Below are 20635 nucleotides of genomic sequence, written 5' to 3' on the forward strand. Positions count from 1 at the left end.
AGAACATGAGCTTGCAGTTCAGTGTACTAGCGAGCGGAAGTACGGGGAACGCTTTTTATTTAGAAACAGACGAGCATGCCTTTTTAGTGGATGCTGGGTTAAGCGGCAAACAAATGGTCGAGCTGCTTGGTCAAATCGACCGCAAGCCTGAAGATTTGGATGGCATTTTTGTGACACATGAGCACTCAGATCATATTAAAGGGCTCGGTGTCATGGCGAGAAAGTACAAGCTCCCTGTCTATGCAAATGCGAAAACATGGAAGGCGATGGAGTCTCATATCGGGAAGATTGACACAGAGCAAAAATTCCACTTTGATATGGAAACCGTCCAATCCTTTGGCGGTCTCGATGTTGAGTCCTTTGGCGTCTCACATGATGCGGCTGAGCCCATGTTTTACGTGTTCCATTATGGCGGGCGCAAACTTGCCCTAATGACGGATACAGGCTATGTGAGTGACCGTATGAAAGGCATCATTCAGTCAGCCAATACATTTGTATTTGAGAGCAATCATGATGTCGGTATGCTGCAAATGGGCCGATACCCGTGGAGCATTAAGCGCAGAATTTTGAGCGATGTCGGACATGTTTCAAATGAAGATGCCGCTCTTGCGATGACCGATGTCATTGGAGATGCCACCTCACGCATTTACTTGGCTCACTTGAGTCAAGACAACAACATGAAGGATTTAGCCCGTATGGCGGTCCAGCAGACACTTGAGATGAAAGGCTTTGTTGTCGGGGATGGCTTTGATTTATATGATACGGACCCGAAAAAAGCAACCCCGCTTTGCGCCGTATGATTTTTACAATCGTATGATTAAGATAAGAGCTTCTTACCAACACTATATACATCATCTATTCACTGAAAGGAAGGAAACATAGTGGATTATCGCGATGTAGAGTGGAAGCCGAGACGAAGCAGAAAAGGATATTTCCTATCTGGTCTGATCGGTGTATTGGTAGGAGCTTTTTTAATGGGATTCTTTTTCCCCTATGTGTCAGGACAGAGCGGCAGTCCCTTTGGGTGGCAGCAGAACGGAGATGAGCAATCAGCACAGGGCCCTTTAAAGACCGTCAATGTGAACGTCAATGATGCGGTCACGAAAGTCGTATCTAATATGTCGGATACGGTTGTCGGCGTCATTAATATCCAAAAGTCGAGCTTTTGGGAAGAAGGCGGGGAGGCAGGCAGCGGGTCAGGTGTGATTTATAAGAAAAAGGGTGATACCTTTTATATCGTGACCAACCACCATGTCATCAAAGGAGCCAACCAGCTTGAAGTGAGCCTTCAGGATGGGACAAGAATTGGTGCCAATCTTGTTGGAAGCGATCAGCTGATGGATTTAGCGGTTCTCACCGTCAAAAGTGATAAGATCAAGAAGACCGCCGCCTTTGGCAATTCAGATCATGTGAAGCCAGGTGAGCCAGTCATCGCCATTGGAAATCCGTTAGGGCTTGAATTCGCGGGCTCTGTCACACAAGGTGTCATTTCGGGAACGGAACGTGCGATTCCTGTAGACTCGAATGGGGACGGACAGGCGGATTGGAATGCGGAGGTACTGCAAACAGATGCCGCCATCAATCCAGGCAACAGCGGTGGTGCCTTGATCAATATGGACGGAAAAGTGATCGGCATCAACTCAATGAAGATTGCTGAATCAGAGGTAGAAGGCATCGGGCTGTCTATCCCGGCGAATCTAGTCATCCCTGTCATAGAAGATTTAGAGCGCTACGGAGAGGTGAAGCGTCCGTATCTAGGCGTTGGCATGAAATCATTAGCAGATATTGCGAGCTATCACTGGCAGGAAACGTTGAAGCTGCCATCTAAAGTCACATCAGGGGTTGTCGTGATGAGTGTCGAGTCTTTGTCTCCAGCGGGAAAAGCGGGACTAAAAGAGCTGGATGTCGTCACCTCCTTTGATGGCAAGAGTGTACAGAATATCGTAGATCTTCGTAAGTATTTATATCAAAAGAAAGTCGGCGACAAGGTAAAGATGGAGTTTTACCGAAGCGGAAAGAAAAAATCAGTAGAGATCAAACTTTCTCAAACCGACCGATTCGGCGGATGACCAGTTCCTTGATGGGACTGGTTTTTTTTGCATGCTCATCATATGATGGAGGAAAGGGGGCGGTACGAATTGGTTACACTACAACCAATGTCACAAACGGATTACGATGTATTGATGGAGAAGGCCATTCAGCGGTACGCAGAAGAAAAGGTACTCGCAGGGACATGGGAAAAGGAAGAATCACTTGCGAACGCAGAAGAGCAATTTGATCGTCTGCTTCCAGAAGGTCTGCAGACAGAGCATCATGAACTATGGAGTTTCTTAAATGGGGAAGAAGCGATTGGCTGGGTTTGGCTTTGTTATGACCCGAATCACCCTCAGCAGGAAGGATTCATTTATAACTTTATTTTATTCGAAGCTTATCGAGGAAAAGGCTTTGCAAAGCAGGCTATTGCTGCATTAGAGGGGCAGGCAAAGTCATTAGGAGTGCAGAAACTCTCGCTGCATGTTTTTGCTCACAATCAAATCGCCCGTTCACTGTACGAGAAGACCGGATTTGCAGAAACCGGAATCTATATGAGTAAACCTTTATAAAAAAGAAGAAGTACCGTGCGGATCGCGTACGGTACTTTTTTATGAGGTGCTCATGGCATCCTGAGCCGTGACTCTGTATAAATCGACTTTGCATTTCACGAAAGCGCGGATGATCGATGGGACTTGGGCTTCTGAACGAATCAACAATGAGGTCTCGTCATCACTGATCACAAGATCTGTTCCGACAGTTTGTAAGTACTGCGTGAGAACAGGCTTCACCTCATCATCAATCCACGCATGCTTGAAGGTTGCACGTATGTTTGAGGATGTGATGGTTTTTTCTTGAGGATGAGTATGGGGGGACACTAATTTTCCTTCAGAAATGAATGCCGTTTTGGTACAAATACTATTTGTGAACCTTGGGCGGTCAGCCGTTAAAAAGACGGTTTTCCCTTCATGTTTTAACGTTTCAATGACCTGCTGGATGTGTAAGATCGAATCAGCATCAATATCGGCAAAAGGCTCGTCTAGTAAAATAAATTCGGGCCGATGGGCGATGGCCTGCGCCATTCCGAGCCGCTTCTTCATACCAGGTGTGAAGGTACCGACCTTTTCCTGATGATAGTGATCTAAACCGACAAATTCGAGCAGTTCTTCATAATCACTCGTTTTCTGGCGTGTCCCGGTGATTTTGGATAAGTAGGCAATATGTTCAAGTGCCGTGAGCCCTTCATATAAATCCGTATATTCAGGCAGAACACCGATATGCTGCCTCACCTTTTTTAATGAAGGCATATCCATCATCGTAAACGTACCAGAGGTTGGCCGGGAAATTCCCGTAATGATATTGAAAAACGTCGTCTTACCAGAACCCTTAGGTCCAATGAGTCCGAAGATATCGCCTTGATTGACATCAATGGTAATGTGATCTATCGCGACTTTTGTCCGATATTTTTTTGTGAGCTCTTTTGTATGCAGCATTTAGACATCTCTCCTTTGAAATAGGAGTGCTGTTCCAATGAGTAATACAACGGTTAATGCTGTATTCATGAGTACATAGGTCAGCGGTTCACTCAAGCGCGCATAATAATAAGGCGTCATATATTGGAACCAATGAATCAATCGTTCTGAAGAAAGAACAGATATCATACTGACGATCGGGAAAAGAAAGGAAAACAACATCCCAACAAACATTGATTTCTGCGGTGTTGGAAAGAGCATGGACAAAAATAAAGTACATGAGATACCGACACTGATAAAGGTTAAGATTTTTAACGCATCAGAGAACAGAAAACGATGTGAAATCACCATATTCAGTACGTATGTCGTCATAATGCAGCTAAGCCAAAACAGCATCAGCCCAAGATATTTTCCGATAATAATGTTCAAACGGGTTGTTTTACTGACTAGAAAACGAATGGTTTTTAAATGAATTTCGCGGCTCAAAATATCATGAGACAATAAAAAAATAAGGAAGAAACCAAATAACGACATCACCAGTTCATTCCCAATAGAATAAGGATCCTTTGCCTGCTCCCATTTGTCCTGATGAGCAGCAATAAACGGAAGAGTTGAAACAAAAGTAGATAAAATGAAAATAATAACAATTGTTAAAATGGATTTTGTGCTTTTGAAGAGCTGCTTAAACTCATTCATACAGATGGTCCACACACGCTGTACCTCCCTTCATCTTTATTATACAGCTAGAAAGGAAAGACACCATATCTCGCTCTTTAACATTTGTTTAAATTTTATAAAAAGAAGACTCTTCCAGCATCAGTTGACCCACTTTTGAAAATGTTCAGAAAAATATCTTGATTTATCAAAAAACATCATGTATGATAGCTTTAATTCAAGATAGTTAAACAGGCAATGACGAGAGAAAGTACAATCATCAATTTTTCCACAGAGAGCTTCGGCAGCTGAAAAGAAGCAAAAATAATGATTCGAAAAATGGTCTCTGAGCCTCGTGCTGAACATATCTATGATATTAGTAGGACACGACGAGAGTTGGTACTCGTTATCAAAACCACAGTATATGAGCCAGATTGGAGCTTTGTACTTGTAGAGGCTGTTTAGCGCGAGCAAACAGTAAATAAAGGTGGTACCACGAGACAAATACCTCGTCCTTATGATTCAAAGATAAGGATGGGGTATTTTTTATTGTCCACTTTTTTCATACAAATGTTCAAATGTTCCACGTGAAACACCACATCCATTTTTTCAAATGAAAGGGAGATTGACATGAGTGAACATGCATTGGTTTTACAATCAGATTTCGGCATTGATGATGGAGCAGTCAGCGCAATGTACGGAGTGGCAAATACGGTGAGCAGCAGGATCCGCCTTTTTGATTTAACACACAATATACCGCAGTATGACATTTGGGAGGCATCTTACCGCCTGCTCCAAACCGTCACATACTGGCCGGAAGAGACGGTATTCGTTTCCGTTGTTGACCCAGGCGTTGGGTCAGAGAGAAAGAGTCTTGTCGTCAAAACCACAAGCTCGCACTATATCATTACCCCAGATAACGGGACACTCACGCACGTCGCGCAGGATATTGGCATTGTGGAAGCCCGTTATTTAGATGAAACCATTAACCGGCTGCCGAAGTCGGGAAAATCACATACATTCCATGGGAGAGACATTTACGCATATACAGGGGCGAGAATCGCTTCAGGTGTGATTTCTTTTGAAGAGGTGGGGCCAAAGGCGAATATTGATGATATTATTCACCTTCCAGTCGTACAGGCGTATGCGAAAGAAGAAGTCATCACAGGGACGATTGATATTTTAGACGTGAGGTTCGGAAACCTATGGACAAACATTCATTACACGTTATTTGAACAGCTTTCAATTAATTACGGCGATGCAATAGAAGTTACCATTGCCAACGGGCCGAAAAATGTGTATAAAAATATCATGACCTATGGACGATCTTTTGCCGATTTAAAGGTAGGCGAACCACTCGTATATGTCAATTCACTCGACCATTTAGGCGTGGCGATCAATCAAGGGTCATTTGCAAAGGCTTATAACATCGGTACAGGCACAGGCTGGCGCCTTTCGATTCGCAAAGCTCCGCGCATTATATACGAATAAGAGGAGGAAACATCATGGCAGGTAAACAACTTTCAACGAAAACTGTCGTTGCCATCGGAATTGGCGCAGCCGTCTTTGTCATTTTAGGACGCTTCGTCTCCATTCCAACTGGGATTCCGAATACACAAATTGAGACATCATACGCATTCCTTGCATTAATGGCTGTGCTTTTTGGTCCTGTTGCAGGCGCACTGATTGGGTTTATTGGTCATCTCATTAAAGATGCCACCACATTCGGCCCTTGGTGGAGCTGGATTATCGTTTCAGGTGTTGTTGGGTTATTGATTGGCTTCATTTCTAACCGTTTAAAAGTAGAAGAGGGCGACTTTGGCTGGAAGAAGATCACGCTTTTCAACGCCGTACAAGCAGGTGCGCAGGCATTAGGCTGGTTTGTCATTGCTCCTGTACTCGACATTGTGATCTATGCAGAACCTGCGAACAAAGTATTTGTTCAAGGCATCGTGGCAGGGATCTCGAACATCATCACAGTCGGTGTACTAGGAACCATCATCATTGCGGCTTATGCGAAAACGAGAAGCAAAAGCGGCAGTCTATCGAAAGAAACATCATGAAGCAAGGTGGAACACATAAATGAAGAAACCGATGATTCAATTCGAACATTTCGGATTCAAGTATCGCAGTCAGGCAGAACCGACATTGAAAGATATCAACCTGACCATCTATGAAGGGGAAAAAGTCCTCATCGCAGGCCCGTCTGGATCGGGAAAAAGCACGCTAGCCCATTGTATCAATGGGCTAGTTCCTGCGTCTTATAAAGGTTCTATGGAAGGAAGTCTTCACATCGGCGGGAAGAATGCAGAGAAAGAGAACATTTTTTCCCTTTCACAGCTCGTCGGAACGGTGCTGCAGGACCCTGATGGACAATTTATCGGGCTGACCGTTGGAGAAGACATCGCGTTTGCTCTTGAAAATGATCAAGTCACACGCGAAGAAATGAAAACACGTGTCGAAGAAGCGGCAAGATTAACAGAGGTGGACGGCAAGCTGGCATCGTCCGTACATGAGCTGTCAGGCGGTCAAAAACAACGTGTCGCCATTGCGGGCGTACTTGTCAACGATGTCGACATTTTGCTGTTTGATGAACCACTTGCAAGCCTTGATCCGTCTACAGGCAAAGAAGTGATCGACCTTATCGATCGACTGCAAAAAGAAACGAAAAAAACCGTCGTGATGGTCGAGCACCGGTTAGAGGACGTCCTCTTCCGTCATGTCGACCGCATCATCGTCGTCAATGACGGCACGATTGCAGCGGATATGACACCAGATGAATTGCTCGCCTCAAATGTATTAGAAGCGGCATATTTGCGCGAGCCTTTATATGTAAAGGCCATGAAATATGCAGGCATTCCAGTTACACCGGGAGATCAGATAGCTAATTTACAGCATCTCACCTTAAATGACGAGGAAAAAGAGAAAATCGAGCAGTGGATGGAAGCGTCTGAGCCGTCAGTAGAGCAGATTGCATCGCAGGATTTACTAGAGGTGCGTGAGCTGAGCTTTGACTATCCGACAAGACCAAACACGCTGAGCAACATCTCCTTTACCGTCAAAAAAGGAGAAATGATCAGCATCGCTGGAGCCAATGGCGCAGGCAAGACGATATTGTCCAAGGTGCTCTGCGCGTTTGAAAAGCCAACGAAAGGGACAATTCATCTGAATGGCGATGACATCACAGGAGACACAATCAAACAGCGTTCTGAACGAATCGGCGTTGTCATGCAAAACCCAAATCAAATGATTTCAAAACAAATGATCTTTGATGAAGTCGCACTCGGTCTCGTTTTAAGAGGCGTAAAGGAAGACGACATCAAGGAACGGGTGGAGCGGGTTCTAAAAGTATGCGGCTTATATCCATTTCGGAACTGGCCGATTTCAGCCCTCAGCTTCGGACAGAAAAAACGCGTCACCATCGCATCAATTCTTGTATTAGAGCCAGAAATCATCATTTTAGATGAGCCAACCGCAGGACAGGATTTTAAACATTACACAGAGATGATGACGTTTTTAGAGCAATTAAATCAGCAGGGTGTCACGATCTTCATGATCACCCATGATATGCATTTGATGCTCGAATACACGACAAGAACCATTGTCATTTCAGATGGAGAAAAAATCGCAGATGATACCCCAGCCAAAGTGCTGACAGATCAACTGCTTGTCCAAAAGGCGAGCTTAAAGGAAACATCGCTGTACGAACTGGCACTGAAAGCAGACTGGCCAAATCCAAATGAACTCGTGGATCGCTTCATTGAGGTTGACAGAAAGGAACGAATGACATGGCTGTAGACATGCTGTCCTATATCGATCGCCCGTCGCCGATTCATCGGCTGACAGGTGCAACCAAACTCATTTGCTTTATCCTCTGGTCATCCGCAGCGATGCTCACGTATGATACAGGCATTTTAGTCTTTATGCTAGCCGCCAGTATCGTATTCTTTCAGCTATCGAACGTGCGATTTCGTGATATTTCCTTCGTGGTGATTGTCCTGGCGATTTTCCTAGTCATCAACAACATCGCTATTTACATCTTTGCGCCCCAGCAAGGAGTCGCCATCTACGGAGCAAAGCATGAGCTGTTTCATATTGCAGGCTGGTACAACGTCACACTGGAACAGCTTTTCTATCAATTGAATATTACGCTGAAATATGTGACCGTCATGCCAGCAGCGCTTTTGTTTATCGTCACAACGAATCCAAGTGAATTTGCCTCATCGCTCAGCCGAATCGGGGTCAGCTACCGGATTTCCTATGCTGTCGCGATTGCTTTACGCTATATTCCAGATATTCAGCGGGATTTTCGAACGATAGCGATTTCTCAGCAAGCAAGAGGAATTGATTTATCGAAGAATGAAAAACTGGGGAAACGGATTAAAAATGCGCTGTCGATTGTGATGCCGCTGATTTTCTCCAGCTTGGAGCGGATTGAAACGATCAGCAATGCGATGGAGCTGCGCGGATTTGGAAAGCATAAAAAGCGCACATGGTTCACGGCGAAAGACTTTCAAAAAGCAGATTATGCTGCGTTATTGTTTGTTGGTGTGGTACTCATCGTGTCGCTAGTGATTACATTTGTTAGAGGAACAAGATTTTATAATCCATTTTTATAGAAAGAAGCCTTCACAGAAGTGGAGGCTTCTTTGTTTGGTTTGTGGATAAAAGGTGTGGGAAATGGCAAAAGACTATTAACATGTGAATAAATCGGTTATATTGAACAATGAGCGAAACACTTGTGAATAACCAGACAACATATTGGAGGAATAAGAAACTTATGAACAAAACATTATATGCTTGTGCAGAACACATAGAAACCGTATTAGACATGTACATAGATGATCACGAACAGCCACCAGAATTCAGAAAAATCGAACATACACACAGTTTATCCACAACCTGTGAATTGTGCGATGAACCTGCAATATATATAGTGGGGAACGAATGATCGGACACAAAATACACAAATTTTATCCACAATTGTTGATAACTTATATGAATAACTTGTTCTTAAGGTGGGGATGACCTGTGAATATATCAATTATCACAGTAGGAAAATTAAAAGAGAAATATTTAAAACAAGGCATAGCGGAATACACAAAGCGATTACAAGCCTATGCGAAAATCGACATCATTGAGCTCGCAGACGAAAAAGCACCCGAACACCTCAGCGATCAAGACATGAAAATCATCAAAGACAAAGAAGGCGAACGCATCCTAAGCAAAATCAACCCAGACGCCCACGTCATCGCCCTCGCCATCGAAGGAAAAATGAAAAGTTCCGAAGAATTAGCCGATACAATAGATAAGCTGGCAACATACGGAAAAAGCAAGGTATGTTTCGTCATAGGCGGATCCCTCGGATTAAGCGACGCCGTCATGCAGCGTGCGAATGAGAAGCTGTCGTTTTCGAAAATGACGTTCCCGCATCAGTTGATGAGGTTGGTGCTGGTGGAGCAGATTTATCGAGCGTTTCGGATTGTGCGGGGGGAGCCGTACCATAAGTAAGTGAGGTTTTTTATATTAGTCAAAGGTAATTATTAAACGAGTGTGGAATAATTTTTAAGAAAAGAGTTGAAAATGGTGAAAAGGGAATATGTTTTTATAGATAATTAAATATTATTTGTTACTCTTAATTAGTATATCCCCATAAAAGATATTTTTTTACAATTCCAATTCATTAGTTGAAAAAGAGAAAATTTCAATCAACTAAAGAATACCCGCCAAGATCTTAAAATATATTCTGCTTAAAGTGCAAGCTAGAGTAAAATAGTTTTAAATTACTTTTTTATTGGAGGAGTTTCCGTGTTACAAATTAGTTTTGTCAATTTAAAACAACTTTACTATGATCCTAAAAATCCACGCATGCCTCAATCTCTATATGGTTCCGTGGATGAATTAGAGGTTATTGATTATATGATCCGTTATGGAAATATTATAGAGTTAATGGAATCAATTGCACAATTAGGATATTCAGAAGCTGAACCATTATTAGTAGTCCCTAAGGAAGAGAATTCAAAGCAATTTATAGTTGTAGAGGGGAATCGAAGATTAACAGCATTAAAATTATTAAATAACCCTGAAATTGCTAAAGTACGTAAAAAATCAATTGCTGAAGTCTGTTCTACAGCAAAGCATAAACCAACAAGTATTCCAGTAATTATTTATCAGACCAGGGATGATGTTCTAAATTATTTAGGATACCGACACATAACGGGTGTTAAGGATTGGGGTGCACTAGAAAAAGCTAAATACCTTGATCAACTTTATGAATTGCATATTAGTGAAGCCGGAGATCAGATATATAAAGTTTTAGCTAAAATGATTGGAAGTCGTTCTGATTATGTTGAAAGATTACATACCTCTTTGAAACTTTATGAAATAGCTAATAATGAAGCCTATTTTGATGCAAAAATTAAAGAAAAAGATTTTAACTTTTCTTGGATAACAACAGCAATATCCTATACAGGTATTAAAGAATATCTTGGAATAATGTCAACAGGAGACTATTCAATAGAAACCTTAGATAAAGAGCATTATAAGGATTTATTTACTTGGTTATTTCATCCTGAAAAAAAGAAGGTTGAAGAATCTAGGAATATATCAGAGTTAAATGAAGTAATTAAATCTGAACCAGCTTTAAAAAAACTTGAGGAAGGTAATACTATAGCTGAAGCATTAATATTTACAACTCAACCCAGTGAGACATTCATTTCTTTAATCTTAAGTGCTAAGGATAACTTGCAGAGTTCGAAAAACATGATTGAACAACTTAGTACTTATCCGGAAGCAGCTATAAAGGTAATTACTGAGATTGAAAAAATGTGTAAAACAATTACAGGAGCTATAAATGAGAACTTTCAGCAGTCTGGGAAAGATGAAATAAAGAACTTGGAAAAAAAACTGACACCGGATCAAATAAATAAACTACTATCTTTAATTGAAGAGCAAGGTGAATAAGAATGATCCTTGTTAAAAAAATAAATAGCCTCCCAAAATGGTCCAAAAATGATAATAACAGATGGGCTGATTTTATAGAATTATCTTGTTTGAACAATCAAGATAACTTTATCACAATAGATGATATTTTGGACCATTTTACGGACGAGAGACCAGAAGAGACAGACCGTGGAAGTATAGATCACTCTCCAGAATATGATAAACTGCGTTCAAAGGTAAATGATTACTTTATTTATATTAATTTTAGAGCAGAAACCCTAGGTAAATATTATCCATTTGTAGTATCTGAGGATTCAATAAAATTAAAAGATCAAATAACAAAGTACAATGAATTTTACTTTTTTCTTCTATTTTCATCTAATTTGGCATTCTTTGATGAGTCAACAAGATTTATTCTTGCTCATGCTTTTGAAGATATGAGTTGTGATATTTTGAGGTTAATATCTTCTCCACTAGCGACTACTCATGTATTCGGGACATCAAGAGATACTGGAGGTGGAAATTACAAAGGTAATTTGGGCAAAAGGATTTCATCTTTGGCGAAAAATATTAATAGTACTACAACCAAATCCTTCGATGATGATAAACTTTTTAATGCTCCAGGTGGTGACGGTGGATTAGATTTGGTTTCATATATTCCGGTTGATAATATGCCATTCATTCCAATTTCATTTGCTCAATGCGCATGTAGTTATAATGAATGGGAGATAAAGCAGGCATCGATAAGATATGATATTTGGAATCAACGAATTGAAAATATGTCACCCTATTTACAATTTACGTTTGTTCCATTTTACTATCGACATGCTGATGGCAGTTTTGAAAATTTTACTAATATCATAACGTGTCTTTATGATAGACTTCGAATCTTTAGAGTTATTAGAAGAACTATAATCAAAAAATTTCAAAAACATAGGATATACTGCATAGTTAAAGAAATACTGAAAGAATTTTATGTTAGTAATATTGTGAAATAATTAAGCTTGAATTGTCATGATACACATGGGAAATAAATCTTTTATTATTAGTATAATAATTTCTAACAGACATAATTGATTATTTAACCCTATCTATTATTTGGAATATAATTTTAATTTGTTTATTACAGAATTTTTATTAAAAGGAAGAGGTGAAATTTGCCTCTTCTTTTTACTTTTTGAGAATGAAAGGAGTAATATTTAATTCATCTAGCGATACTAAATTAATATCACATTTATAATTAAAACTTTTTAAGATCTCTGACTTATCATTATGAAGTCTAATAGCCATTTTAAAACCATTATCGAAATTAAGCATTAAATAGCCATTTTTTAAATCGATATTAAAAGTTACAGAGCTTGCATCTGGTATCGAAGTGAAGTCATAAATTCTAAATTCTTTTGGTAAATTAATTATTTTATAATGTGGCTCGCTCATTAAATAGCGAAAAAGTAGATTTACAGCTCTCTTATTTTGAGCTTGGGTTTCCATAAAATCCTTAATAACTGAATAAAATTCAGGATATATGTGCTGATTTTTATAATGAGTAGAATACCTTTTTACATTTGTATTGATCAAATCTAAATCCTTATAATTTTTGATAGGAGTATTTTTACTTTGTGATAAATTGGATATTTTATTCTTGACTTTTTCCCTAGCATCTACAAGTTTTTTAGTATACTCTATATACTCATCATCTTCTTTTGAAAATCCAATCCATGTAGGCAGGGGTCCAACTCGTGAATGTTTAAGTGCGTCGTGGTTATTTTTAAGAGATAAATTTATAACTTTAGGCTCGCCATTATAAAATACTTGAAGTTGTAAATCCGCTATATTTCCACTAGCTTCTGAGTCTTTAAACTTATCAATAATAACTATTTCACAAGATTTTAATTTAAATGAATTAATGATCCAGTCAACTAGCTGTGGAGTTGTTGAGATAAAATTCTCATGTAGCTTTTTGTACTTTACATCGCCTTTAGCTAAATCGGCTAATTCGTTAAAAATGCTTATATAGCCTTTTTGAATTTCTAATGCCCTTGAAGTGTACTTAGCATTGATATCTTCAGTTTTTAAAGATTGAATTAAATATTCGAGTACTATGGCTTCAAATGCCCTACCAGTTTTATTTGGATCCATTGTGAATTGCCTCCATACTAAAAAGTAGTTTTCTATATTATACTAGATTTAATTAGTACGGATATATATGACCAAATATATTATGAATATTAAAATATGATTTAACACAGTAGTGGAGGATATTGAAATGAAGACCTTTGATATAAAAGAATACCCATATGAAATTAATGAAGACAAAATTGAAAATAAAATAAATAATGGAAAGATCAATACGAAGGGCAGAGGAAAATTTAAACCTGCGCCTAACCTTGAAAAAGATGAAGTAAAGAAAATATTAATGGAAAAAATCGCTGATGAATCCAAGGTAATTGTTGAAAGCGACAAAGATGAGGAATTATTAGCACAAATAGACTATAGGACTAACAAATTTAATGTTGTTGGTTTATTTTCAGGATGTGGAGGTCTTGATTTAGGCTTTGAGTTAGCGGGGTTATCTGCAGTAATAGGTGAAGAAGCTGCTATGGAAGCTTTCAAAGATAAGGAGTTATTTAATAGAGTTCGTCACCAAAGTGTGTTCCATACTATCTATACCAATGATTTGTTTAAAGAAGCTAATCAAACGTACAAATTAAATTTCCCAGAACATGTAGTTCAACATGAGAGGGATATAAAAAAAGTAGCTAATTTCCCCCTATGTAATATAATGTTAGGCGGCTTTCCATGTCCAGGTTTTTCAGAGGCAGGTCCTCGTTTAGTTGATGATAAAAGAAACTTCTTGTACCTTCATTTCATTAGAGCTCTGTTACAAACCCAGCCAGAGTTTTTTATTGCTGAAAATGTTAAAGGTATGATGACACTGGGGCAAGGTGAGGTTCTAAGCCAAATTATTGAAGATTTTTCATCAACAGGTTATAAAGTGACTCCTTATCTTGTAAATGCAAGAGATTTTGGTGTACCACAATATAGAGAGCGTGTTTTTTTAATTGGTGTCCACAAAGATAAAATAATCAAAAAACATAATTTCAAATATCCTGAACCAAATCCAATTTATGGAGAAGGCGTTGGACTTAAACCGTATGTTACCTTAAAAGATGCAATAGGAGATTTAGAAAATAATCCTGGTCCTTATTTCAAAGGTTCATACTCAACTATATATATGTCAAGGAATAGGAAAAAACAATGGGATGACCAAAGTTTTACTATACAAGCATCTGGTAGACAAGCCCCTATGCATCCGAGCGGTGATGGTATGGAAAAAATAGAAAAAAACAAGTGGAGATTTGTTGGAGAATTTAACCGGAGATTATCTGTAAAGGAAATTTCTAGAATTCAAACCTTTCCTGACTGGTATGAGTTTATGGATGGTGGAAGTTCGAAGATGTCTGTAAATGGACGTTTAGATAAAATATATAAACAAATTGGTAATGCTGTCCCAGTAATCTTAGCAAAGGAAATTGCCAGACCTATTGCAGAATTTGCTTATAGTCAGCTGGAAAACGGAGAAAGTGAAAGACTTTACGTTCAAACTTCACTATTTTAATTATTACAAAGTGAGTGTCGTTCTCTAATATGTACACATCAAATATAATTAAGAATTAGATAAAAACAATAAAAACACAAAACTAAAGAGAGTGGTGATAATATCTATTATCACCACTCTCTTTAGTTAAATAAATTCAGGTGGAATATGTAAGTAATGTTTATAAATTAATCCGTCCAACCTTCAAATAGGATTGCCTTAAGGCTCTCATTTGGATTATTCGGATTTGGAATGTTAATTTCTGTTTTCTTCAGTTTACCACTAACGAGATATATAGATAAATCTGGCTTTTCTTCAATTGCAATATAATCCTCAACTAGCATAACTAAAAATATCTTTGATGCACCTATAGGAATATCATCTCGAGATATATATTTACAGAATACTTTATGTGGGTGTTCTAATTCATACATACCTCGAACTCGAAGATTTGACATTTTCAATGGATCAATTCCTTTGGCACGAGCTAATTCCTTAGATTTCATTAGTGTTGCATTGGTGCTTGCTATTGCTTCTCTAATCTCATTAATAAGATTTAAATACGTAGATCGGTCAGCTACCATTGTATTTCCATAAGCAAACCAAATTGAAAGAAGTTTGTTATTCTCAGTATTCAAATTCCCTGCAACATATATGACGTCTTTTTTATCCCACTCATCCTCGTCTATAAATTTCGGTAAGTTCTGGCTATTGGGGTAGATATAATCTTTTGGATATGAACTGTTTAAAGCTAAAGAAGAATAGCTCCGATTATTTAGTTTTTTTGGTTCAACACCCACACCACCTTTAACAATAAAGTCAGGAAAGTTAGATGAATTACCTGTCCAGCTTAGATATTCATTATATTTTCTCATTTTCTCATGCTCGTACTGGTATTGACTAGCACCAGTGCAAAACATATCCTTCACGAAAAATTCGAGACTGTCTCCTGCAGCATTCACTGAACCATTTGATCTGAAAATAGGTGTTAATATACATGAATTCCTATCCAATATATTCTTTAAAGCCACTAAAACATTTGTTGTAGGTGGATGTGTCATGACATTTCTCCTTATGTTTTTACTTTATTTTCTCATAGTATTAAAAACTGGCCAAATCCAACCTATTGTGGTAAGATGCTATATATTGAAAAGGAGTGGTTTCTTATGGTAGATGGTGAAAGAGAAAAAAGAACTTTTGTGTCTTCGCTTACTTTCACACCTGAAGAAGTAAAGAAAATTCTATTTGAGAAAATTCATGAAGAAAACGAACTGGTTCAAAGTAATGTCACTGAACAAGATAGATTAGAAGAAAAAGAAATGCTAAAAGAGCTCTATTATAAAGAAGGAGAGACGAACATTGTCTCGTTATTTTCTGGGGCTGGTGGTCTAGATCTAGGAGTTGAACTTTCTAGTATGGTTGTTCAATTTGGAGAAGAGAAGGCATATAGAGCATTTGAAAGCAAAGATGACTATTTAAAATTACGAAGTAAAGTAAAATGCAATTTTGTTTATTCAAATGATATGTTTACTGCAGCTAATATGAGTTATGTCAAAAACTTTGCACCTACAGTAACTAAAGTAGCTAAGGATATTCGCAAAGTAAAAGTATTTCCAAAATGTAATCTCATGCTTGGTGGTTTCCCTTGTCCAGGCTTTAGTAGTTCTGGTCCTAGATTACTGGACGATCCTCGTAACTTCTTATACGTTCATTATATTCGTGCCTTAGTTCAAAGTACACCTGAGTTTTTTGTTGCAGAAAATGTTAAAGGTCTTATGACAATGGCGAAAGGGCAAGTTCTTAATCAAATGATAGAGGATTTTCAAGCAGCGGGTTATCACGTAACTGCTCATTTAGTAAATTCACGAGATTATGGTGTCCCTCAACTTCGTGAGAGAGTATTTATTATAGGAATTCGCAATGATATATATATAAAATATGGTTTTAATTATGAAGTTCCTGAACCAACACATGGAGAAGGGAAGCTACCATATGTCACTTTGAAAGAAACAATCGGCGATTTACCTCTAGATGCAAGTGATGTTTATGAAGGCTCATTTTCAAGTATGTATATGAGTCGTAATCGTAAAAAAAGTTGGAATGAGCAAAGCTTTACTATTCAAGCGAGCGGTAGACAAGCTCCCATGCATCCTCATGGTGAACCTATGAAGAAAATCGGTAAGGACGAATGGGAATTTCAGGGTGATTTTAACCGTCGCTTATCAGTTCGCGAAGTTGCCCGAATTCAAACGTTTCCTAGCTGGTTTGAGTTTTCAAATGGTAATAAAGATGGCGTTACTAAAAATCATAAGCTGAATGAACAATACAAACAAATTGGCAATGCAGTGCCGGTTATACTGGCTGAGAAAATGGTTAGACCAATTATTGAGTTTTTATATGAAAATATTATTTCGTCAGGAGTTCAGGAAGAGAAAGTTTAACTATAGAAAAAATATAAAAAGTAAGTGACGTTGTTTTTAAGACAATCATTAGTCTATCCTCATACTTTGTACCTATTATATTAGAGAAAGTTCAAGGTGAAATTAGTCTAGACAAAGGTCATAAACCGATCATCATTGAAAAAACGCCTGAGATTACAGCTACAGTATCCTGGGAGTCTGGAACGGATTATGATATTTATGCATTGGTCTATACGAAGTCAGGAAAACAAATAGATGTGGCCATGTTTGGCGCAAAAGGTGTTCCTGCTCTTAAAAGTTACGGAAACGGAGCTGTAGAGCATATGGGAGATGTCGGTAGAGACCGTGAATCGATGAAAACAGAAGTCATTAAATTACGGTTAAATGACGATATTCTTGCTATCGTTTCGGTTGTTTATTCTGCTCAATTAAACGGAACAGGTTCCTTTTATAGATATAGGGTATCTATGAGTATCGATAATCACCAAGGAACGTCTGTGACAATTCATGCCAAACATGCGAATGATAATGATCGGATTTATTCTTGTGTGCCGGGTATGCTTCAAAATACAAATGATGGTGTGATCATCCGTCCGCTAGAGCTTTACAGCAAACCAAATTCCGAGCGCAGACTAATGAAATTGATGTTTTGATGGATAAAGGACCGATCAATGATTATAAATAAAATGAATGTATGGCTGGACAAAGCAAAGTGCATTGTCTAGCTTATTTTATTTGACCGTTAAATAGAGAGTCTATTCCATTTTTTATGTCATTTAGCCTATTTTTCCGTTTTGAAGGTCACGGTAAAATAGACTTTATCATCAATAATGGAGGGAGTGGCTTCTTCTGAGCAAGATACTTGATGCAAAAGCACTTACAAGTGCCATGGACGCAAGGGCAAAACACTATCAGGAACTCCGCGAACAAATGGTTGATTTAAAAAAGGCTCTACAAGGCGTGGCAAACCTAGGTGATGATTTCACTGGAAAAGGAGCCGATAACATTAAAAGTTTCTACAAAGAGCTCGCCGGAAATGTGGACATGTTTATCAGTTTCATTGATAAGCAAATAGCTTTTCATGAGGGTGTATCCGGTACGCTTGATGATACGAGCTTTGGCGATGATACCTTTGTTGAAGAATACTTTTTAGACGATGCAGTACATATGGGCATTAAAAACGCCAAAAGCTTTGTGACGGATCAAAAAAAGGCGCTCAAAACCATTTTTGAAGATATTGATGACCTCATTTCTTTAGAGGTATTTGATAGTGAAACATTTGATGAAAAGGTTGCAGATGCGGAAGATGAATGGAAAAAGACCGTTAAGGATTTAATTGAACTTGATCAAAATTTAAAAGATGAATATTCTTTGTCAGAGACTGAGGAGAAGGCTACAATGGCATTGTACGCAGAAATGATGGATGCCACGAATGACGGGAAATCCATTTCACCTATGAATTTTGACAAAAAAGCATTTCAAGATAGTGAAATCTACAAGGCAAAAAGCGATATTGAGAAGCAAACTGCAGAATACCTCAAAATCAAAAAAGAACAAGAAGAAGCCCGAAAGATTGCAAAGGAACAAGAAGCACTCGCCAACCGTCCTTGGTATGAAAAAGCCCTCGACTATGGCGGAAACATCGTGAATGAACTGACTGGCGTGAACGATGCAAAACGTGCCGCAACAGGCGTTGACCCAATCACAAGTGAAGAGCTCACCGCAGGACAGCGAGTCGCTGCAGGCGGCATGGCAGCAGCGGGTTATATCCCAATCGTCGGCTGGGCAGGCCGCATTTTCAAAGGCGGAAAAGCCGTCTATAAAACCACCCAAGCCACATCAGCCGCAGTCAGAGCAGTTGACATCTACAAGACGTCCAAAAAGTCCTTTGATGCCTTGAAAACATCTCAAAAAGGTTTATATGGCCTTACCGCCACAAACGGTTTCAGCGAGGCTATTACGGGTCGAGATATGTTTGGAAACAAGGTTTCAAAAGAACAGCAGGAAGCGAGTATGAATGCAGCACTTGCAAGGATTTTGCCGTTTGGGGTGAAGGGATTTCAGGGGAAAATGGGGATTAAGGGGAGTGCTCCAGTACCTACAAAGCCAAATGGTGGTACTAACCCCAAAGATTTTGTTAGTCCACATTCTGAAAAACATATGTATGACTCAAGTAGACCGTCAACTCCTAATAGGTCTCAATATGGTAAAGATGTAGATGTTTCTAAATTAAGGGAAGAAACAATGGCTAATCCTGATAAGGCTTATTCAAACTGGCCAAACTCTAATAATCCGAACCCCAATAAAATAACCAAGTATTATAAAGAATTTGATGGGAATATCAGTACACCTGATACACCAACTGGGAGTCACAGGGTATTTGAAAACTTAGATGATCCAACAAGAAGTTCACACTTCCCTTACGTTCCAAGAAATAAATAGAAAGAAGGTGATTACATGAGTGATTTACTATACCATGCATATTTTCCCGAGAGTCATGAGTTCCATGTTTCACGGCAGGAAGTCATGAACAGTGGCATTAAATATTCTACGAAGTCAAATCATAGATATAGTAATGGTGGAAGAGTGAAATTAGAGATAACAGAAAATTTAAGACCTTCTGATATTCCTAAATGGATTAATTTCAAAGAAGCAATAGGCGCTGATATAATCAATCGTTTTTCCGAGTCTTTTTGTTTCCCTATATTTACGGACAAGATATTTGTATTTGATAATGATATTTCGCTTTCTATTTATGATCAAGCGTTCTATGAAGATATGAAAGAGTTTGATGAGGAAGCTTTAAATTTTGACACTGGAGAAACGATTGAATATTGGATTGAGCAGTACTGGAAAAGTATGATCCCACTCAAAGATTATTTGAGGAAAAGGTCTTATCCAAAGCCAGAGGTACTAATATTTGAACCTGTACCGAAGGAAATCATTAGTTTTTGTGAAGAGTGATAAGCAATTTCTAATTTAAATGTTGTTCTAGAGATCTTCCAACATAAAATAATATTTTAAGAACCTTGGTAGAGGTTGGTCTCCACCAAGGTTTTTTAATAACTTCATTTAAAGGTATCACGATGAACCGTACCAGAGGAAGAAGGAAAATAGAAATTTTAAGGATCTCAAACAACACATGTTGACATATCGTTATTTATCGATATAATGGGGTGTATGGAGCCAATAGAAGTTTTCAAAGCCTTATCCAATGAATCAAGACTGCAAATTTTACAATGGCTAAAGGAACCTGATCGTCATTTTACACCCCACGAAGGGATTGATATGAATACTACAGGGGTATGTGTTAGTCAAATAACAGATAAATTGAAAATGACGCAATCAACAGCATCTCAATACCTTTCAATTCTACTGCGAGCTGGATTAATTACGACAGAGCGTATAGGTAAATACACGTATTATAAAAGAGATGAAAATGCCATAAAAAAAATTGCTCAGATTCTAGAAAAAAATATTTAATAAATGAACTGAATTCATACATCAGAATTCAGTTT

At 38.5% G+C, this 20635-nt stretch carries 20 protein-coding genes, 1 pseudogene and 1 other annotated feature; of the genes and pseudogenes, 17 read left to right on the forward strand and 4 right to left on the reverse strand.

The annotated features are described in order from the left end of the window. The first annotated feature begins 5 nt into the window (after positions 1-5). From C6Y01_RS17140 to C6Y01_RS17150, 3 genes are all read left to right on the forward strand, one after another. Complete coding sequence (locus tag C6Y01_RS17140) at positions 6-800, forward strand: MBL fold metallo-hydrolase (protein WP_034660602.1); 795 nt, start codon at positions 6-8, stop codon at positions 798-800. A gap of 78 nt (positions 801-878) precedes the next feature. Next, positions 879-2069, forward strand: a complete 1191-nt coding sequence (locus C6Y01_RS17145) for a S1C family serine protease (RefSeq protein WP_411266061.1) — start codon at positions 879-881, stop codon at positions 2067-2069. Positions 2070-2138: 69 nt separating this feature from the next. Continuing rightward, positions 2139-2603: a GNAT family N-acetyltransferase gene (locus C6Y01_RS17150; protein WP_106038551.1), complete on the forward strand. Its 465-nt coding sequence runs from the start codon at positions 2139-2141 to the stop codon at positions 2601-2603. A 39-nt stretch (positions 2604-2642) separates the two neighbouring features. On the opposite strand, the gene C6Y01_RS17155 is transcribed toward C6Y01_RS17150, so the two are convergent. Both C6Y01_RS17155 and C6Y01_RS17160 read right to left on the reverse strand, forming a co-directional pair. Further along, positions 2643-3524, reverse strand: a complete 882-nt coding sequence (locus tag C6Y01_RS17155; protein WP_034660595.1) for an ABC transporter ATP-binding protein — start codon at positions 3522-3524, stop codon at positions 2643-2645. Further along, complete coding sequence (locus C6Y01_RS17160; protein WP_060597675.1) at positions 3525-4214, reverse strand: ABC transporter permease subunit; 690 nt, start codon at positions 4212-4214, stop codon at positions 3525-3527. 192 nt (positions 4215-4406) lie between these two features. Further along, positions 4407-4677, forward strand: a binding site (T-box leader). Positions 4678-4787: 110 nt separating this feature from the next. Between C6Y01_RS17160 and C6Y01_RS17165 the strand changes: the two genes are divergently transcribed. From C6Y01_RS17165 to C6Y01_RS17200, 8 genes are all read left to right on the forward strand, one after another. Further along, complete coding sequence (locus C6Y01_RS17165; protein WP_106038552.1) at positions 4788-5648, forward strand: SAM hydrolase/SAM-dependent halogenase family protein; 861 nt, start codon at positions 4788-4790, stop codon at positions 5646-5648. Positions 5649-5662: 14 nt separating this feature from the next. Continuing rightward, a complete protein-coding gene (locus tag C6Y01_RS17170) occupies positions 5663-6220 on the forward strand; it encodes an ECF-type riboflavin transporter substrate-binding protein (protein ID WP_012011871.1) in 558 nt (185 codons plus the stop codon). 19 nt (positions 6221-6239) lie between these two features. Continuing rightward, positions 6240-7955: an ABC transporter ATP-binding protein gene (locus tag C6Y01_RS17175; RefSeq protein ID WP_106038553.1), complete on the forward strand. Its 1716-nt coding sequence runs from the start codon at positions 6240-6242 to the stop codon at positions 7953-7955. Then, a complete protein-coding gene (locus C6Y01_RS17180; RefSeq protein ID WP_034660585.1) occupies positions 7946-8776 on the forward strand; it encodes an energy-coupling factor transporter transmembrane component T family protein in 831 nt (276 codons plus the stop codon). Before C6Y01_RS17175 ends, C6Y01_RS17180 begins: the two co-directional genes overlap by 10 nt. Positions 8777-8937: 161 nt before the next feature. Further along, a complete protein-coding gene (locus C6Y01_RS17185; RefSeq protein ID WP_066031484.1) occupies positions 8938-9108 on the forward strand; it encodes a CxxH/CxxC protein in 171 nt (56 codons plus the stop codon). A gap of 80 nt (positions 9109-9188) precedes the next feature. Continuing rightward, a complete protein-coding gene (gene rlmH, locus C6Y01_RS17190) occupies positions 9189-9668 on the forward strand; it encodes a 23S rRNA (pseudouridine(1915)-N(3))-methyltransferase RlmH (RefSeq protein ID WP_034660583.1) in 480 nt (159 codons plus the stop codon). A 297-nt stretch (positions 9669-9965) separates the two neighbouring features. Further along, positions 9966-11120, forward strand: a complete 1155-nt coding sequence (locus C6Y01_RS17195; RefSeq protein ID WP_106038554.1) for a ParB N-terminal domain-containing protein — start codon at positions 9966-9968, stop codon at positions 11118-11120. 2 nt (positions 11121-11122) lie between these two features. Further along, complete coding sequence (locus tag C6Y01_RS17200; RefSeq protein WP_106038555.1) at positions 11123-12097, forward strand: hypothetical protein; 975 nt, start codon at positions 11123-11125, stop codon at positions 12095-12097. Positions 12098-12269: 172 nt separating this feature from the next. Here the strand turns inward: C6Y01_RS17200 and C6Y01_RS17205 are convergent, their stop codons facing one another. Continuing rightward, positions 12270-13238, reverse strand: a complete 969-nt coding sequence (locus C6Y01_RS17205; protein WP_106038556.1) for a HaeIII family restriction endonuclease — start codon at positions 13236-13238, stop codon at positions 12270-12272. Positions 13239-13365: 127 nt separating this feature from the next. Here C6Y01_RS17205 and C6Y01_RS17210 point away from each other — a divergent pair, with 127 nt between their 5' ends. Further along, positions 13366-14718, forward strand: coding sequence for a DNA cytosine methyltransferase (locus C6Y01_RS17210; protein ID WP_106038557.1), 1353 nt, complete (start codon positions 13366-13368; stop codon positions 14716-14718). 167 nt (positions 14719-14885) lie between these two features. On the opposite strand, the gene C6Y01_RS17215 is transcribed toward C6Y01_RS17210, so the two are convergent. Next, positions 14886-15758: an NgoPII family restriction endonuclease gene (locus tag C6Y01_RS17215; RefSeq protein WP_106038558.1), complete on the reverse strand. Its 873-nt coding sequence runs from the start codon at positions 15756-15758 to the stop codon at positions 14886-14888. Between the two features lie 105 nt (positions 15759-15863). On the opposite strand from C6Y01_RS17215, the gene C6Y01_RS17220 reads away from it, so the two are divergent. The 5 genes and pseudogenes from C6Y01_RS17220 to C6Y01_RS17240 all read left to right on the forward strand — a co-directional run bounded on the left by C6Y01_RS17220 (position 15864) and on the right by C6Y01_RS17240 (position 20600). Then, the gene (locus C6Y01_RS17220; RefSeq protein WP_106038559.1) at positions 15864-17138 is read left to right on the forward strand and encodes a DNA cytosine methyltransferase; all 1275 of its coding nucleotides are present in this window, start codon (positions 15864-15866) and stop codon (positions 17136-17138) included. A 71-nt stretch (positions 17139-17209) separates the two neighbouring features. Further along, positions 17210-17802, forward strand: a pseudogene (locus tag C6Y01_RS17225) (TerD family protein); the annotation flags it as partial. Between the two features lie 164 nt (positions 17803-17966). Continuing rightward, a complete protein-coding gene (locus C6Y01_RS17230; RefSeq protein WP_106038560.1) occupies positions 17967-19559 on the forward strand; it encodes a ribonuclease YeeF family protein in 1593 nt (530 codons plus the stop codon). Between the two features lie 15 nt (positions 19560-19574). Next, a complete protein-coding gene (locus tag C6Y01_RS17235) occupies positions 19575-20081 on the forward strand; it encodes a DNA polymerase III (protein WP_106038561.1) in 507 nt (168 codons plus the stop codon). 216 nt (positions 20082-20297) lie between these two features. After that, positions 20298-20600, forward strand: coding sequence for an ArsR/SmtB family transcription factor (locus C6Y01_RS17240; RefSeq protein WP_034660581.1), 303 nt, complete (start codon positions 20298-20300; stop codon positions 20598-20600). The last annotated feature ends 35 nt before the right edge of the window (positions 20601-20635 follow it).

Origin of the sequence: Bacillus sp. NMCC46 (assembly GCF_002998465.1) — a bacterium.
GTDB lineage: Bacteria > Bacillota > Bacilli > Bacillales > Bacillaceae > Bacillus.

What these genes read in the sequence shown, in the direction of transcription:
- C6Y01_RS17180 (WP_034660585.1), top strand. Translation starts at nt 7,946, where the DNA reads ATGGCTGTAGACATGCTGTCCTATATCGATCGCCCGTCGCCGATTCAT.
- C6Y01_RS17140 (WP_034660602.1), top strand. Translation starts at nt 6, where the DNA reads ATGAGCTTGCAGTTCAGTGTACTAGCGAGCGGAAGTACGGGGAACGCT.
- C6Y01_RS17155 (WP_034660595.1), bottom strand. Translation starts at nt 3,524, where the DNA reads ATGCTGCATACAAAAGAGCTCACAAAAAAATATCGGACAAAAGTCGCG.
- C6Y01_RS17240 (WP_034660581.1), top strand. Translation starts at nt 20,298, where the DNA reads ATGGAGCCAATAGAAGTTTTCAAAGCCTTATCCAATGAATCAAGACTG.
- C6Y01_RS17165 (WP_106038552.1), top strand. Translation starts at nt 4,788, where the DNA reads ATGAGTGAACATGCATTGGTTTTACAATCAGATTTCGGCATTGATGAT.
- C6Y01_RS17185 (WP_066031484.1), top strand. Translation starts at nt 8,938, where the DNA reads ATGAACAAAACATTATATGCTTGTGCAGAACACATAGAAACCGTATTA.
- C6Y01_RS17205 (WP_106038556.1), bottom strand. Translation starts at nt 13,238, where the DNA reads ATGGATCCAAATAAAACTGGTAGGGCATTTGAAGCCATAGTACTCGAA.
- C6Y01_RS17220 (WP_106038559.1), top strand. Translation starts at nt 15,864, where the DNA reads ATGGTAGATGGTGAAAGAGAAAAAAGAACTTTTGTGTCTTCGCTTACT.
- C6Y01_RS17235 (WP_106038561.1), top strand. Translation starts at nt 19,575, where the DNA reads ATGAGTGATTTACTATACCATGCATATTTTCCCGAGAGTCATGAGTTC.
- C6Y01_RS17175 (WP_106038553.1), top strand. Translation starts at nt 6,240, where the DNA reads ATGAAGAAACCGATGATTCAATTCGAACATTTCGGATTCAAGTATCGC.
- C6Y01_RS17215 (WP_106038558.1), bottom strand. Translation starts at nt 15,758, where the DNA reads ATGACACATCCACCTACAACAAATGTTTTAGTGGCTTTAAAGAATATA.
- C6Y01_RS17170 (WP_012011871.1), top strand. Translation starts at nt 5,663, where the DNA reads ATGGCAGGTAAACAACTTTCAACGAAAACTGTCGTTGCCATCGGAATT.
- C6Y01_RS17200 (WP_106038555.1), top strand. Translation starts at nt 11,123, where the DNA reads ATGATCCTTGTTAAAAAAATAAATAGCCTCCCAAAATGGTCCAAAAAT.
- C6Y01_RS17210 (WP_106038557.1), top strand. Translation starts at nt 13,366, where the DNA reads ATGAAGACCTTTGATATAAAAGAATACCCATATGAAATTAATGAAGAC.